Annotated in this window: 14 protein-coding genes; 7 read left to right on the top strand and 7 right to left on the bottom strand. The window is 63.6% G+C overall.

All coding sequences use genetic code 11. The annotated features are described in order from the left end of the window. Positions 1–14: 14 nt before the first annotated feature. Complete coding sequence (locus F0A16_RS00435; RefSeq protein ID WP_149433443.1) at positions 15–1,514, bottom strand: CoA-acylating methylmalonate-semialdehyde dehydrogenase; 1,500 nt, start codon at positions 1,512–1,514, stop codon at positions 15–17. Positions 1,515–1,731: 217 nt separating this feature from the next. Here F0A16_RS00435 and F0A16_RS00440 point away from each other — a divergent pair, with 217 nt between their 5' ends. Beyond that, on the top strand, positions 1,732–2,688 hold the full coding sequence (locus tag F0A16_RS00440; RefSeq protein ID WP_149433444.1) for a LysR family transcriptional regulator: 957 nt from the start codon (positions 1,732–1,734) through the stop codon (positions 2,686–2,688). Here F0A16_RS00440 and F0A16_RS00445 read toward each other — a convergent pair. After that, positions 2,683–3,603, bottom strand: a complete 921-nt coding sequence (locus F0A16_RS00445) for a LysR family transcriptional regulator (RefSeq protein ID WP_149433445.1) — start codon at positions 3,601–3,603, stop codon at positions 2,683–2,685. The two genes, F0A16_RS00440 and F0A16_RS00445, sit on opposite strands and share 6 nt — an antisense overlap. Before the next feature lie 157 nt (positions 3,604–3,760). Here F0A16_RS00445 and F0A16_RS00450 point away from each other — a divergent pair, with 157 nt between their 5' ends. Beyond that, complete coding sequence (locus F0A16_RS00450; protein ID WP_149433446.1) at positions 3,761–4,501, top strand: SDR family oxidoreductase; 741 nt, start codon at positions 3,761–3,763, stop codon at positions 4,499–4,501. 72 nt (positions 4,502–4,573) lie between these two features. Next, positions 4,574–4,792, top strand: a complete 219-nt coding sequence (locus tag F0A16_RS00455; protein WP_149433447.1) for a tautomerase family protein — start codon at positions 4,574–4,576, stop codon at positions 4,790–4,792. A gap of 95 nt (positions 4,793–4,887) precedes the next feature. On the opposite strand, the gene F0A16_RS00460 is transcribed toward F0A16_RS00455, so the two are convergent. Next, positions 4,888–6,093, bottom strand: coding sequence for an MFS transporter (locus F0A16_RS00460; protein ID WP_149433448.1), 1,206 nt, complete (start codon positions 6,091–6,093; stop codon positions 4,888–4,890). Between the two features lie 126 nt (positions 6,094–6,219). Here F0A16_RS00460 and F0A16_RS00465 point away from each other — a divergent pair, with 126 nt between their 5' ends. Further along, entirely contained in the window at positions 6,220–7,173 is a 954-nt protein-coding gene (locus F0A16_RS00465) for a LysR family transcriptional regulator (protein WP_149433449.1), read from the top strand. A gap of 7 nt (positions 7,174–7,180) precedes the next feature. On the opposite strand, the gene F0A16_RS00470 is transcribed toward F0A16_RS00465, so the two are convergent. The 4 genes from F0A16_RS00470 to F0A16_RS00485 all read right to left on the bottom strand — a co-directional run bounded on the left by F0A16_RS00470 (position 7,181) and on the right by F0A16_RS00485 (position 11,400). Further along, positions 7,181–8,407 (bottom strand): MFS transporter, encoded by a 1,227-nt coding sequence (locus F0A16_RS00470; protein ID WP_149433450.1) that lies wholly within the window; start codon positions 8,405–8,407, stop codon positions 7,181–7,183. Positions 8,408–8,571: 164 nt separating this feature from the next. Beyond that, positions 8,572–9,162 carry an NADPH-dependent FMN reductase gene (locus F0A16_RS00475; RefSeq protein WP_149433451.1) on the bottom strand — a complete coding sequence of 197 codons (591 nt, stop codon included), beginning with the start codon at positions 9,160–9,162 and terminating at the stop codon, positions 8,572–8,574. A 52-nt stretch (positions 9,163–9,214) separates the two neighbouring features. Next, positions 9,215–10,687: a sensor histidine kinase gene (locus tag F0A16_RS00480; RefSeq protein ID WP_149433452.1), complete on the bottom strand. Its 1,473-nt coding sequence runs from the start codon at positions 10,685–10,687 to the stop codon at positions 9,215–9,217. 2 nt (positions 10,688–10,689) lie between these two features. Then, positions 10,690–11,400: a response regulator transcription factor gene (locus tag F0A16_RS00485; RefSeq protein WP_149433453.1), complete on the bottom strand. Its 711-nt coding sequence runs from the start codon at positions 11,398–11,400 to the stop codon at positions 10,690–10,692. 191 nt (positions 11,401–11,591) lie between these two features. Between F0A16_RS00485 and F0A16_RS00490 the strand changes: the two genes are divergently transcribed. The 3 genes from F0A16_RS00490 to F0A16_RS00500 are packed head-to-tail and all read left to right on the top strand — an operon-like array spanning position 11,592 to position 13,656. Then, the gene (locus tag F0A16_RS00490) at positions 11,592–11,912 is read left to right on the top strand and encodes a pentapeptide MXKDX repeat protein (protein ID WP_223119675.1); all 321 of its coding nucleotides are present in this window, start codon (positions 11,592–11,594) and stop codon (positions 11,910–11,912) included. Between the two features lie 60 nt (positions 11,913–11,972). Continuing rightward, on the top strand, positions 11,973–12,878 hold the full coding sequence (locus tag F0A16_RS00495) for a cytochrome b/b6 domain-containing protein (protein WP_149433454.1): 906 nt from the start codon (positions 11,973–11,975) through the stop codon (positions 12,876–12,878). Next, positions 12,871–13,656: a molybdopterin-binding protein gene (locus tag F0A16_RS00500; protein WP_149433455.1), complete on the top strand. Its 786-nt coding sequence runs from the start codon at positions 12,871–12,873 to the stop codon at positions 13,654–13,656. The genes F0A16_RS00495 and F0A16_RS00500 overlap by 8 nt, the downstream gene beginning before the upstream one ends. The last annotated feature ends 81 nt before the right edge of the window (positions 13,657–13,737 follow it).

A 13,737-nucleotide genomic window follows, 5' to 3' on the forward strand; every position in this document is an offset into this window, starting at 1 on the left:
ATCGGATCGCCGTGTCAGAGAGTGGGCATGGTGTACTGGTTCGTCGCCTCGCGCAGACCGGAGGGCCAGCGTGCGGTGACCGTCTTCATGCGCGTGTAGAAGCGCACGCCGTCGGCGCCGTGCACGTGCAGCGCGCCGAACAGCGAACGCTTCCAGCCGCCGAAGCTGTGGAACGCCATGGGCACCGGGATCGGCACGTTGACCCCGACCATGCCGACCTGGATCTGCTCGCAGTACTGCCGCGCGCTGTCGCCGTCGCGGGTGAAGATGGCAGTGCCGTTGCCGAACTCGTGGTCGTTGACCATCTTGACCGCGGCATCGAAGCTCTCGGCGCGGGCGATCACCAGCACCGGGCCGAAGATCTCCTCGTCGTAGATGCGCATGCCCGGCTTGACGTGGTCGAACAGGGTGCCGCCGATGAAGAAGCCGTCGCTGTCGTGCTGGAGCTGGCGGCCGTCGCGCACCAGCTCGGCGCCTTCCTGCACGCCCTGCTCGATATAGCCGCTCACCTTCTCCAGGTGCGCGCGGGAGACCAGCGGTCCCATGTCGTGGTCCGGGCCGTCGGTGAGGCTCTCGCCCACGCGCAGCTCGTCCAGCCGTGACAACAGCTTCTCGCGCAGCTTCTCGGCGGTCTCGTCGCCCACCGGCATCGCCACCGAGATCGCCATGCAGCGCTCGCCGGCACTGCCGTAGGCGGCGCCCATCAGCGCGTCCGCGGCCTGGTCGAGGTCGGCGTCGGGCATGATCACCATATGGTTCTTGGCCCCGCCGAGGGCCTGCACGCGCTTGCCGTGGGCGGAGGCGGTGGCGTAGACGTACTCGGCGATCGGCGTGGAACCGACGAAGCTCACCGCCTGCACCCGCGGATCGGTGAGCAGGGTGTCGACCGCCTCCTTGTCGCCGTTGACCACGTTGAGCACGCCCTCGGGCAACCCCGCTTCACTGAACAGCTCGGCAATGCGCAGGGTGGCCGAGGGGTCCTTCTCCGACGGCTTGAGCACGAAGGTGTTACCGGCGGCGATGGCGATCGGGAACATCCACAGCGGCACCATGGCCGGGAAGTTGAACGGGGTGATGCCGGCGCAGACGCCCAGCGGCTGCATCAGCGAGAAGGAGTCGATGCCCGAGCCGACGTTGAGCGAGTGCTCGCCCTTCTGCAGATGCGGCATGCCGCAGGCGAACTCGACCACTTCCAGGCCGCGGGTCAGTTCGCCCTTGGCGTCGGAGAACACCTTGCCGTGCTCCTGGGAGATCAGCCGGGCGAGCTCGTCCGCGTGGGCCTCCAGCAATGACTTGTAGTTGAACAGTACCCGGGAGCGCCTGAGGGGGGAGAAGGCCGACCACTGTTCGAACGCAGCCTGCGACGAGGCGATGACCCGCTCGACATCCGCACGGGAGGCCAGCAGAACCTCGCCGGAGCGCTGCCCGGTGGAGGGGTTGAAGATCGGGCTGGTGCGCGTCGAGTCCAGCGCGGCGCGCTTGCCGTCGACGAAGTGAGTCAGCGTGTCGGACATGTGATCTCGATCCTTTGGGTATCAATCGACGATGGAAAATCTCGGGCAGGGCGCGGTGGCGAGCGCTTGCCCGATTGGCCAGGGTCCAGATTGAGGCTGGAGGATAGCGTCAATAAATCCCTGTATGCTTAATTTCACTAAACGCTTTGCTTAACTTTCCCCGCCGCTCGCGGGCGCCCGGTCGATCGATAGGGCGCCGGGAACGACAGGTACCGTTATGAGTTCACGCAAGATCACGCTAATGGGGCAGTTGGGCGACGTCGATCTGCGCCTGCTGCGCATCTTCCGCAAGGTGGTGGAGTGCGGCGGCTTTTCGTCGGCGGAGGTCGAGCTCAATATCAGCCGGGCGGCGATCAGCATGGCGATGGGCGATCTGGAGGCGCGTCTCTCGATGCGGCTCTGCCAGCGGGGCCGCAGCGGCTTCCAGTTGACCAGCGAAGGGCAGGCGGTGTTCGAGGCCACCATGCAACTGCTCGCCGCCGTGGAAGATTTTCGTACCCGCGTCAACGGGCTGCACTCCAGCCTGACCGGTGAGCTCAATATCGGCATCACCGACAATCTCGTCACCATGCCCAACATGCATGTCACCGAGGCGCTGCGGGCGCTCAAGGCGCGCGGCGACAACGTCCACATCAATATCCGCATGGCGCCCCCCAACGACATCGAGATGGCGGTACTCGGCGGTAGCCTGCATGCCGGCGTGGTGCCGGAACTCAAGCGCGTACCTGGGCTCGACTATCTCTCGCTCTACGACGAGCAGTCGGCGCTCTACTGCAGCGACCGGCATCCGCTTTTCAACGCCGAAGCGCCCACGCCACAGCAGATCGCGTGCTTCGATGCCGTGGTGCCCTCCTACGCCCAGACACCCGAGATCAAGCGCGTGCATGAGACGCTCAAGCCGAAGGCCTCCGCCACGGACCGCGAGGGTGTCGCCTTCCTGGTGCTGACCGGCAGCTATGTCGGTTTTCTGCCCACCCACTTCGCCCAGCGCTGGACCGAGCACGGCCGCATGAAGCGGCTCGCGCCCGACACCTTCGAGTACGCCACCCGCTACTACGCCATCACCCGCAAGGGACGACCACCCAACCTGGTGCTGGAGAGTTTCCTCGAGGAGCTGCGATCCCTGATGGAGGCGTTGCCCTGCGACGAGCAGACACCCGACCTACGTTCATGACGACGCGAGCCGGGGACCGCCCAACGCTTCTCGATAGACCTCGACCAGCCAATCGACGAATACCCGAACCTTGGGCGATAGCTGGCGGCGCTGGGGATAGACGACGTGCAACGGCAGTGCCGGCTTTTGCCACGCAGGCAGGATTTCCACCAGATCCCCCCTGGCAAGATGAGATGCCAGTCTGAAGCGAGGCAACTGGATCAGGCCGAAGCCTTCCAGGGCGCTGACCACGTAGCTCTCCGCATCGTTGACGGTCAGCCAGCCGGCGGTGGGGAAAGTGCGGGGCTCGCCGTCGACGATCAGGTCGAGGGTCTTGTCCGGGGCGTTGTACCCGGAGACGAAGTGGATGCCGTGATGGTCGTGGAGTTCGTCGGGCGTGCTCGGTGTCCCCATGCGTGCCAGATAGCCCGGGCTAGCGCAGATGACCTGCTCCAGCGTCGCCAGTCGCCTGGCGATCAGGCTGGAGTCTTCGGGCTCTCCGCTACGCACCGCGCAGTCGATACCCTCGCCGACGAGATCGACACGCCGATCTCCCGTGGTGATCACGAGTTCGAGCGAGGGGTAGCGTTCATGAAAGACGGCAAGCCGTGGCAGCACGATTCGGCTGGCATGGGTGCCATGCAGTTCGATACGCAGTATCCCCCGCGGGCTGTCCGCGACCGGCCGAAGAATCGCTTCCGCCTCCTCGAGTTCCGCCAGCAACTGGACGCAGCGCTGGTGGAACGCTTCGCCTTCCGGTGTGGGCCGGACCCGGCGCGTAGTGCGCTCCAGTAATCGCACGCCGAGACGGGACTCCATCTTCTGAATCGCCAATGTCGCGGTCGCACGGGGGATATCCAGCGCATTGGCCGCCCGGGTGAAGCTGCCGCTCTCGACGATTCGCACGAACAGCGTCATCGAATCGAATCTGTCCATAGGGATTGTTCGCCCATTCTGAATAGTATTGGCAGATTAGCGAATTTATTCGGGTCAGAGAAATGCCAATACTGGCGTCGATCGCTCGGCGAGCCTCTCTCGCCTGGCATCGCCCCGACATTGATTGATCGATACGACATCGACAAGGAGTCGACTTATGACGGATAGCACACTCAGAGTCGCGTTGGTCACCGGGGCCTCTCGGGGCATCGGTCGCGCCATCGCCTTGCAACTGGCCGCTGACGGCTTCGCCGTGGTGGTCAACTACGCAGGCAACACCGCCCTGGCCAAGGAAGTCGTCGCCGATATCGAAGCCGAGGGCGGCCATGCCCGGGCGGTTCAGGCCGATATCGCGGACGCCGATGCCGTGACCCGTCTGTTCGAGCAGGGGTTGGCGGCATTCGGTCGCCTGGATGTGGTGGTCAACAACGCCGGCATGATGCAGATGGCGGAGATGACCGGCGACAACGTCGAGGTTCTCGATCGGACGCTCGCGACCAATCTGCGCGGCAGTTGGCTGGTGATGGCGAAGGCGGCCGAGATCCTGAGCGCGGACGGTCGCATCATCGCTTTCTCTTCCTCGGTGCTGGGCAAGTCGTTTCCCGGCTACGGCGCCTATATCGCCAGCAAGGCCGGCGTTGAAGGGCTGGTCAAGGTGCTCGCCAACGAGCTGCGAGGGCGAGATATCGCCGTCAACGCCGTGGCCCCGGGACCGGTGGGTACCGAGCTTTTCTTCGAGGGCAAGAGCGAGGAGCAGATCCAGTCGATCGCCAACATGGCGCCGTTCGAACGCCTGGGCCAGCCGGAAGAGATCGCCGGCGTGGTGTCGTTTCTGGCCGGGCCGCTGGGCCGCTGGGTCAATGGTCAGATTCTGCGCGTCAACGGCGGGATGGTGTGAAGTAGTGATGACATGATCGGAATCGCCGGTTCTTTGCCTTACCCAAACCTTTTGATCCTAGGGAGATAATCCATGCCATTTGCCAACTACAAGTTACCTGAAGGCCTTCTCGATCATGCTCGCAAGGAAGAGATCATCCATCGCACGACGGAGATGTTCGTCGAGTATTTTGGCGAAGCGGTTCGTCCCTTCACCATGGTGTTGGTGGAGGAGGTCGCCGATGGCGGTTGGGGGCGTGCCGATGAGACTCTGACGCTCGAGAAAATGGGGTTTCCTTCCAAGCACGCGTAACCTCGTGGAATCGTCGATGCCGCCGGCGGGAAACCGGCGGCATTTTGGGCGTCTTTGATTACATGACGCGCTTGACTACGCAGCACCGCTCAGCGTTACGCGGCCAGCGTCGGCGTTCGATCGAGCAGACGGATCAGCAAGGCGCCCAGCGCCGATACCGTTGCCAGCGCGACGACACCGAGCCAACCCCACTGACCGAGAATGGCGCTGCCAAGCGCGGAGCCTAGTGCCATGCCGGCGAAAACGACGCTGAACATTACCGCGTTGATGCGGCCGCGGGCACCGGGATCGAGGCCGAAGATCAACGATTGGTGGGCAACCAGCGTCGATTGTAGGCCGAAGTTGAACGCCAGGGCGCCTATCCCGAGCACGATCAGCGCGCCAGCCAAAGGCAGCCAGTCGGCGGCAGCCATGACCATGAAGGCGAGCGTAGTGATCGCAGCACCGATGCGGGTGACCTGGTGCGGACCGATGCGATCAGCGAGCCTGCCGGCAAAAGGGGCGGCTAGCACGCCACCGGCACCAGCAAGACCGAATGCCCCGGCGATGGCGCTGCCGAGATTGAAGGCGTCGAGCAAATGAATCGATAGTGTGGCCCAGAAAGCACTGAACGCGATGCTCAGAAATCCCTGAGCGATGGCCGCGCGCCTCAGCTCGGCATGGTCTCGCCACAGATGGTAGAGCGTCGCCAGCAGTTGGCCGTAGCGCAGCTCGGTGGTCGGCGAGAAATGTGGCAGCCCGCGCCATAGCGCAATGCCCACCAGGGCGACGAGCAGCGCGGCCAGCAGAAAGATCGCCCGCCAGCCGAACGCCTGGGCAACCAGGCCGCTCACCACCAGCGACAGCAGGATGCCCAGGAGCAGGCCGGACATCACTGAACCGACGACCTTGCCGCGCTCGCGATCGTCGGCGAGCAGGGTCGCTGCGGGTACAATGTCCTGGGCGGCGCTTGCCGTGATTCCTACAGCAAAACTCGCGGACAGCAGCATCGCAAGCGAAGGCGCCAGCGCTGTCGCCAGCAGGGCCAGTACGAGCGCCACTATCTTGGCTAGGATCAGTTTTCGGCGGTTGACGCGATCGCCGAGCGGGATCAGGAGCAAGATGCCCAACGCGTAGCCGAGCTGGGTCAGCGTCGGGATCAGTCCCGCCGTGTGAGCGGGTATCTGCATGTCGGCCGCCAACACGCCGAGCAGCGGCTGGGCGTAGTAGAGCGATGCCACGGTGAGACCGGTGCCGGTGGCGAGCAGTAGCGTCAATCGCGCCGACAGCGCCGACGACTCCCGAGGGGAAGATAGGGTCATGCGGTTTCTCGTAGCACGTTTATCGCAGAATACAGGGGATGGGTGTCGTGCATTCTGATGGTGTATGACCATCGCGTGTAGTAGCGTGATTCGAACAACGGTTATACGTGGAACGAATAAATCGCCATGGACGATCCCAGGCTTGGCTCCACCGATCGCCTCGAACTGCTGCAGACCTTTATGCGTATCGTGGAGACCGGCAATCTGTCGGCCGCAGCCCAGCGCTTGAACGTGAGCCAGCCCACTGTCAGCCGGCGTCTCAAGGCGCTGGAGAGCATGCTGGGCCTGCGTCTGATTCAACGCTCGACCCATCGTCTCAGCCTGACTGATGATGGCGAGCGCTGCTTTCGCCACGCCCAGAGCGTTTGCGAGTGCTGGGACTCGATGGTCCAGGATCTCCAGGGGTTGACCGAGACGCCGCGCGGCAGGCTGCGCGTGCTGGTACCGCATGCCTTCGGCCAGGAGCAGTTGCTGGAACTGCTCGAATCCTACCTTCAGGCCTGCCCGGAGGTCAGCGTCGAATGGCTGCTGCACGACCGCTATCCGGACTTCATCGCTGAAGGCATCGACTGCGTGATTCGTGTCGGCAAGGTAGAGGACCCCGCAGTCGTCGCCGTGCCCGTGGCGGAGGTACCGCGTATCGTGGTGGTCGCGCCGGAAGTGGTGGCCGGGATCGAGATCGATGATATCGATGCCGTGGCTTCGTTACCCTGGCTGGCACTACGCACCTTCTATCGCGATCGCGTCTCGCTGACACACGCCGTCGACGGCCGCGAACAGCATTTCGCCATCGCCCCTAGGGTGAGTACCGACAATCTGTCGGCCATGCGTCGGCTCGCGGTTTCCGGCTTCGGTGCCGCTATCTTTTCGACCTGGCGGGTTGCTGACGATCTGGAAGAGGGGCGTCTGATCCAGTTGGTGCCGAGCTGGTATGCGTCGCCGTTGCCGGTCTATCTGGTCTACCCTTACGCCGACGATTATCCGCCGCGTCTGCGCCGTTTCATCGAACTGATGCGCGAGCAGGCCCCCGGCATGTCGGGCATGACGAGGCGGTGGCCCAGCCTGCCCTCAGCGCGATGATGCACGGCTACTGTTCGGGTCGTTGACGAAGCCGTTGCTGCAGGACCAGCCGCGCCGCAACCGCCGCCGCGATCACGCCGGACGCGGCAGCGACCATCATGGCCCAGCGCGGTCCGGCGTGATCGGCAAGCCAGCCGACGATGGGGGCGCCGAGCGGTGTGCCGCCCATGATCACCGCCATCCTCAGTGCCATCACCCGGCCACGCATGGCGGGATCGGTCGTCAACTGCATCAGTGCGTTGGACGACGTGTTGAAGGTCAGTGCCGTGAATCCGGTCAGGGTTAGCATGGCGGCGAAAAGGACGACGTTGGGCGAAACTGCCGCCAGGGCGCTGAAGACGCCGAAGACGAGGGTCGATACGCTCAGTAGGCGCAGGTCAGGCCGTTCCCGACGGGCGGCCATGAGCGCACCACCCACCGATCCGATCGCCAGCGCCGAGGTGAGAACGCCGTACTGGTCGGCGCCACCGTGGAAGATGGAGACCGACATGGTCGAGATGTAGATCGGGAAGTTGAAGCCGAAGGTGCCGATCAGGAACAGCATGACCATCATCGCCTTCAGGTCGGGACGTCTCCAGACATAGCGAAAGCCCTCCAGCAGCCCGCCGGCGCGACGATCCGACTTGAGCGGCGTGTGGAGCTGGTCGACCCGCAGCAGGAACAGCGAGCCCAGCACGGCCGCGAAAGAGGCCGCGTTGATGAGAAAGACCCAGCCGGTGCCGATGGCGGCGATCAGCACGCCGGCCACCGCCGGGCCGATCATGCGCGCGCTGTTGAACGAGGTCGAGTTGAGGGCGACGGCGTTGGCGAGGTAGGTCTCGCCGACCAGGTCGTTGACGAATACCTGGCGGGCCGGACCGTCGAAGGCGGTGACGCAGCCGAGCCCCAATGCGAAGGCGTAGACCTGCCATAACGTGACCGCGCCGGTCACGGTGACCAGGCCGAGCCCCAACGCCAGCAGGCCTAGCAGGGCTTGGGTCAACATGATCAGGCGACGGCGGTCGAAGCGGTCCGCCGCATAGCCAGTGAACGGCAACAGCAGCAGCTGCGGCCCGAACTGCAGCGCCATGGTGATGCCGACGGCGCTGGCGTTGTGGTCGGTGAGCACGGTCAGGACCAGCCAGTCCTGGGCGACGCGCTGCATCCAGGTGCCGATATTGGAGACCAGCGCGCCACCGGCCCAGATCCGGTAGTTGTAGACGCGCAGCGAGCGGAAGAGGCGGGTGTCGCTCATCGCTGGGACGGCTGCCCATGACGGGCGACGACTGACACGAGAGGATCGGTGGTCATGCGAAGGTCGAAGACTCCTTGTCGATAAAGTCGACGCCGAGCCCGAATCCGTGGCCGGCATCGCCCGCGTTCGCAGGTGGGATAGTCACACCAGTGTAACGTGTTTGCTCAGAAAGGCGGCGATCGATGCTCGCGCTGGCGCCTGCCTGCCTCGACCCACCACCTCAGGTCGTCGGCAAATCGGCCGAAGGCGCGTTCGAAGGATTTGCCGGCATCGCCGATGGGCGTCCCGGTGTCGTCCAGGGTCTTGCCGATCTGGCCGACCGTGACCGTGCTGGAGATGACCACCATGCCCATCTCGGCCAGGGTGCCGCGCCAGGCGAGATTGGCGTGGGCACCGCCGAGGCGGCCGGCCGAGTAGCTGACGATACCGGCCGGTCGCCAGAACCACTCCTCCAGGAAGTGGTCGGTCAAATTCTTCAACCCTGGCTGCACGCCCCAGTTGTATTCGCCGGTGACGAAGACGAAACCGTCCGCGCCGCGGATCTTGTTCGCCAGCGCCTCCATCGGTGGCGGCGCCTCGCCCGCGGGGTACTCCTTGTACATGCGGTCCAGCATCGGCAGGTCGACGGCCTTGGCGTCGATGAGCTCGGCGTCGGCACCCTGGGCATCGAGCGTGCGCACCACATAGTCAGCCAGCCGGATGCCGGCGCGGTCGGATCGGTAGGAACCGTAGAACACGAGGATACGATCTGTCATGAGAAGCCTCCGTGAGAGCCAGCGAGCCGGGATTGCCGTCTCGGTCAGGTTATCATGGCTTCGCCAGCGGCAGCGTGAACCAGATGCATGAGCCGCGGCCGGGCTTGCTCTCGAGTGTCAGTTTCGAGTCGTGACGTTTCAGCACATCGGAGACGATTGCCAGGCCGAGGCCTGTCCCGTCGCCGCGCTCGCGACCATGGGCGGTGCGATAGAAGCGCTGGCAGACCAGGGCGATCTCCTCGGGTTTCATGCCGATACCGGTGTCGCGAACGCCGATCTTGAGGGTGTCGGCATTCAGGTGGAGGATGCGGATCGTGACGCGCCCGCCGGCATTGGTGGCGAACAGGGCATTGTCGACCAGGTTGGTCAGGGCGTGGTCGATCAGCTCGACATCCGCGGCCACCTGGGCCATGTCGGCTTCGTTCTCGACCGCGAGGAAGATGCCATTCTCCTCGGCCCTGGGCCGGAACTTGCTGACGATGTCGTTGGCCAGCTCGGCGAAAGAGAAAGACTCGAGGCTCAGCGCCCGGTCGGAGATATTGGCGTGGGACATCTGTGAAAGCTGGGTGGCCAGTCGGGTCAGTCGATCCACGTTGAGACGAATGGCCTCGAGGCTCTCGCGACTGTCGGCGGAGGTCGCGGTGCGCAGCAGTTGCCGGGTGTAGCCGGACAGCGACGTCAGCGGTGTGCGGAATTCGTGGGAGAGATTGGCGACCAGTTCCCGGCGCTGACGGTCGTTGTCGTGCAGCGCCTCTACCTGCGCCTCGATGGTGGCGGCCATCTCGTTGAAGGCTCGGCCCACGCGACCGATCTCGTCGTCGATCCGGTCGGGGACGCGCTGGCGGTAGTCGCCGCGGGCGAAGTGGCGCACGGCGCGTGTCACCCGAGTGAACCGGCGGGTCAGCAACGCAAACAGCGCAAGCCCCACCACGAGAGTCAACAGTAAGGCGACGCCGGTGGCAATGAGCAGGGTCCGGGTGATGCCGCTGGTCTCCCAGATATTGGACATCGATACCTGGGTATTGGCCTCCAGCCGAACGAACAGATAGCCCGGTGTGGCTTCGGGGCCGAAGGTCACCGGCGCTACCGAGAACACCCCTTCACCATCCTGGCAGGGCATGTCCGCATAGACCGGCAGCATGGGCATCTCCGAGAGCAGTTCGGCGATGGCGCCCCGGTCGACCTGCTCGCCCAGACCGCACGAACCCTCGCTGTAGGCACCGACCACGCTGCCGTTTTCATCGAGAACGTATAGCGACAGCGACGGATTGATAGTCATGATCTGCTGGATGGCGGTATGCACCCGGTCGTTGTCGAGACCCTGGCTGAGTGGTGCTCGAAGGGTCTGGGCCAACTGTCGCGCCATGTTGATCTGGGAGCGTTGCAGCCATTCACGGCCCAACTGGTCGAACTGATCGACTGCGATCAGCGCGGTCGCCGCGGACAGCGCGATCATGCTGGCCAGATAGATGAAGACGATGCGTGCGTAGAGACTGCGATAGGCTCGTCTGAGAAGTGGCCACATGTTCACTCGGCCGCCAATGCCGGAAGGTCGGTAAAGCGGTAGCCGATGCCCCACACGGTCAGGATGTAACGCGGGTGGGCGGGATCGTCCTCGATCTTGTTGCGCAGGCGGTTGATATGCGTGTTGACGGTGTGGTCGTAACCGTCGAATTCCGCACCCCACACGGCGTCGAGCAGCTCGCCCCGGGAAAAGCCGCGGCCGGGGTGGCGGGAAAAGAACGAGAGCAGAGCAAACTCTCTGGCGGTCAGGGAGAGCGGGCGCCCATGCAGCGTCGCGCGGTGATGGGTGGCGTCGATCTCCAGATCCATCACGACGACGGGACCGGGGTCGGACCTCCTGTGCGCGTCGACCGCTTCCCGGCGCCGCATCAGCGCGTGGATCCTCGCCACCAGAATGTCGGTGTCGAATGGCTTGGTGATGTAGTCGTCGGCGCCGATTTCCAGGCCTTCGACCACTTCCCGGGTGCCGGCAAGTGCCGTCAACATGATCAGCGGGATGGTGGCGTCCTCACGGCGGATCTCGCGGCAGACCTGCAGGCCATCGATGCCCGGCAACATCAGATCGAGGATCACCATCGACGACTCCGCCCATCGCGACAGTGCCGCTTCACCGGTACTGACCCATTCGGTAGCGTAGCCGGCCTCGGCCAGTATGGTCTCCAGAAGACGTCCGATATCGGGATCATCCTCCACGCAGAGTATCGAGCGCGACATGTGTGACTCCGAGCGATCAAAGGACCGAACATAGCCGAGATACCCGGTGGAGTCATCACGCGAACGTGATCGATGCAACGCGATTATTGGACGTTATGATTTCGTGATGATTGGCGCGAAATCGCGGATTACCTTGCTATCACCGCCTCGTTCCCGAGGTGGTGTTACCGACGCAGAGTATGGAGACGGCCATGATTTCGCCTAAATCGAAGTTGCTGATTGCATTGAGTGCCACGTTGTTGAGCGGTGGCGTGTTGTTTACGAGCCTTGCCAGTGCCCAGGAAACGCAAACCGATAGTATGTCTCAAGACTCCATGGGTCAGGACAGCATGGGCCACGACGACGCCATGGGTCAGGACAACATGGGCCATGACGATGCCATGGGTCAGGACAACATGGGCCATGACGATGCCATGGGTCAGGACAGCATGGGCCACGACGATGCCATGGGTCAGGACGGCATGAGCCACGACGACGCCATGGGTCAGGACAGCATGGATCACGATAATTGAGCCATGGCCTTCCGGCGGCCACGGCCGCCGGATGCCGTCTGCGTGAAAGCGAGGTGAATCATGCCATCCGGTATCGGCCCCGTCGCCAATCCCAAGCCCGATTCCAGTTCCAAGCCGGCCTCCGAGCCGGAAGCATTGGAGTCGTCTAGGTTGATCAAGCGCCATAGCTTGGGTACTCGGCTGTGGCACTGGACCAATTTTCTCTGTCTCATCGTGCTGCTGATGAGCGGTCTGCAGATATTCAACGCGCATCCGGCTCTGTACTGGGGAGAGCAATCCGGTTTCTCCGACCCCTTCATCGCGATTCATGCCCAAGCCGGAAACGACGGTGAACAACGGGGCGTGGTACGAGTCGCCGGCTACACGATCGATACCACTGGCGTGCTGGGGCTCTCCGATGACAATGGACAGCTAAGCCAACGTGCCTTTCCCCGTTGGGCGACGCTGCCGGGGGACAAGTGGCTGACCATGGGGAGAAACTGGCATTTTCTCGCGGGCTGGATCTTTGCCCCTTCGGTGGTGGCGTACCTGCTTTACACCGTGATCAGCCGTCGTCGGCGAGGCTCGATCTTTCCGACGTGGCGACAGCTGAGAGCCATACCCAGGACGATCGTCGATCACGCGCGGTTCCGTTTTCATCACGAAGCCGACTACAACGGCATCCAGAAGCTCACCTATGTCCTGGTGCTGTTCGTGCTGTTACCGATGATGATCCTCACCGGGTTGACGATGTCTCCCTTGATCAATGCGAGCTGGCCGTTGCTGACGGAGCTGTTCGGCGGCCGGCAGAGCGCCAGAACCCTGCATTTCATCTGCGCGTTTTCGCTGGTGGGTTTTTTCTTCGTGCATATCGCCCTGGTGCTGGTCTCGGGTGTCTTCAACAACCTGCGCTCGATGGTGACAGGGCGCTATCGCATCACTGAAAGCCCGGCTGGGCCGGTGAATCGGGAGGATTCTCATGAGTAAGCCAGAATCGTCCGGGCCGAATCGGAGTCGGCGCCGGCTTCTCTCCGGCATGGCGGCGTTGGGGGCGGGAAGCCTGCTGGCGGGTTGCGACCGGATTACCGACAACGCGTCGGTGAGGCGCACGCTGGGTAGCGTCGAGCAACTGACCTACAAGGCGCAGCGACTGATCGCCTCTCGACAGGCGCTGGCGCAGGAGTTCGACAAGAGCCAGATCGCACCGGTCTTCCGTCCCAACGGCACGACAAATCCCCAGGAAGATTACTATCGAACCTGGGTGGAGAACGATTTCGCCGATTGGCAGTTGACGATCGACGGTCTCGTCGAGCAGCCCACGACGTTATCGTTGGCCGAGCTGGGCGCGATGCCGTCGCGAACGCAGATTACGCGCCACGACTGCGTTGAGGGCTGGAGCTGCATCGGCCAATGGACCGGTGTACCGCTGGCGGATCTGCTCGATCGCGTGCGTCCGCGGGATCAGGCCAGGTTCGTGGTCTTTCATTGTGCCGATCATACCTACGGCGGTAGCGATCTCTACTACGAGAGTCTCGACATGGTCGAGGCCTATCATCCGCAGACGATACTCGCCTATGGCTTGAACGATGCCGCGCTGCCGGTGGCCAACGGCGCGCCCCTGCGTCTGCGAGCGGAGCGCCAACTGGGCTACAAGCAGGCCAAGTACGTCATGCGGGTGGAACTCGTCGACAGCTTCAAGAACATTCACGGTGGCAAGGGCGGCTATTGGGAGGACAGGGGATACGACTGGTGGGCGGGAATCTGAAAAGGGGACGATGATCGCTGCCTATTTTGTATGCGCGAAGCATATGAAATTGCTGTGTTGATCAAGTCGCGTTGCCACTGA

Source organism: Salinicola corii, assembly GCF_008298015.1.
In the GTDB taxonomy this organism is placed as follows: Bacteria; Pseudomonadota; Gammaproteobacteria; order Pseudomonadales; family Halomonadaceae; genus Salinicola; species Salinicola corii.

Coding starts and splice junctions, on each gene's coding strand:
- F0A16_RS00490 (WP_223119675.1), top strand. CDS start 11,592: ATGATTTCGCCTAAATCGAAGTTGCTGATTGCATTGAGTGCCACGTTG.
- F0A16_RS00455 (WP_149433447.1), top strand. CDS start 4,574: ATGCCATTTGCCAACTACAAGTTACCTGAAGGCCTTCTCGATCATGCT.
- F0A16_RS00475 (WP_149433451.1), bottom strand. CDS start 9,162: ATGACAGATCGTATCCTCGTGTTCTACGGTTCCTACCGATCCGACCGC.
- F0A16_RS00440 (WP_149433444.1), top strand. CDS start 1,732: ATGAGTTCACGCAAGATCACGCTAATGGGGCAGTTGGGCGACGTCGAT.
- F0A16_RS00470 (WP_149433450.1), bottom strand. CDS start 8,407: ATGAGCGACACCCGCCTCTTCCGCTCGCTGCGCGTCTACAACTACCGG.
- F0A16_RS00485 (WP_149433453.1), bottom strand. CDS start 11,400: ATGTCGCGCTCGATACTCTGCGTGGAGGATGATCCCGATATCGGACGT.
- F0A16_RS00495 (WP_149433454.1), top strand. CDS start 11,973: ATGCCATCCGGTATCGGCCCCGTCGCCAATCCCAAGCCCGATTCCAGT.
- F0A16_RS00500 (WP_149433455.1), top strand. CDS start 12,871: ATGAGTAAGCCAGAATCGTCCGGGCCGAATCGGAGTCGGCGCCGGCTT.
- F0A16_RS00480 (WP_149433452.1), bottom strand. CDS start 10,687: ATGTGGCCACTTCTCAGACGAGCCTATCGCAGTCTCTACGCACGCATC.
- F0A16_RS00435 (WP_149433443.1), bottom strand. CDS start 1,514: ATGTCCGACACGCTGACTCACTTCGTCGACGGCAAGCGCGCCGCGCTG.
- F0A16_RS00460 (WP_149433448.1), bottom strand. CDS start 6,093: ATGACCCTATCTTCCCCTCGGGAGTCGTCGGCGCTGTCGGCGCGATTG.
- F0A16_RS00465 (WP_149433449.1), top strand. CDS start 6,220: ATGGACGATCCCAGGCTTGGCTCCACCGATCGCCTCGAACTGCTGCAG.
- F0A16_RS00445 (WP_149433445.1), bottom strand. CDS start 3,603: ATGGACAGATTCGATTCGATGACGCTGTTCGTGCGAATCGTCGAGAGC.
- F0A16_RS00450 (WP_149433446.1), top strand. CDS start 3,761: ATGACGGATAGCACACTCAGAGTCGCGTTGGTCACCGGGGCCTCTCGG.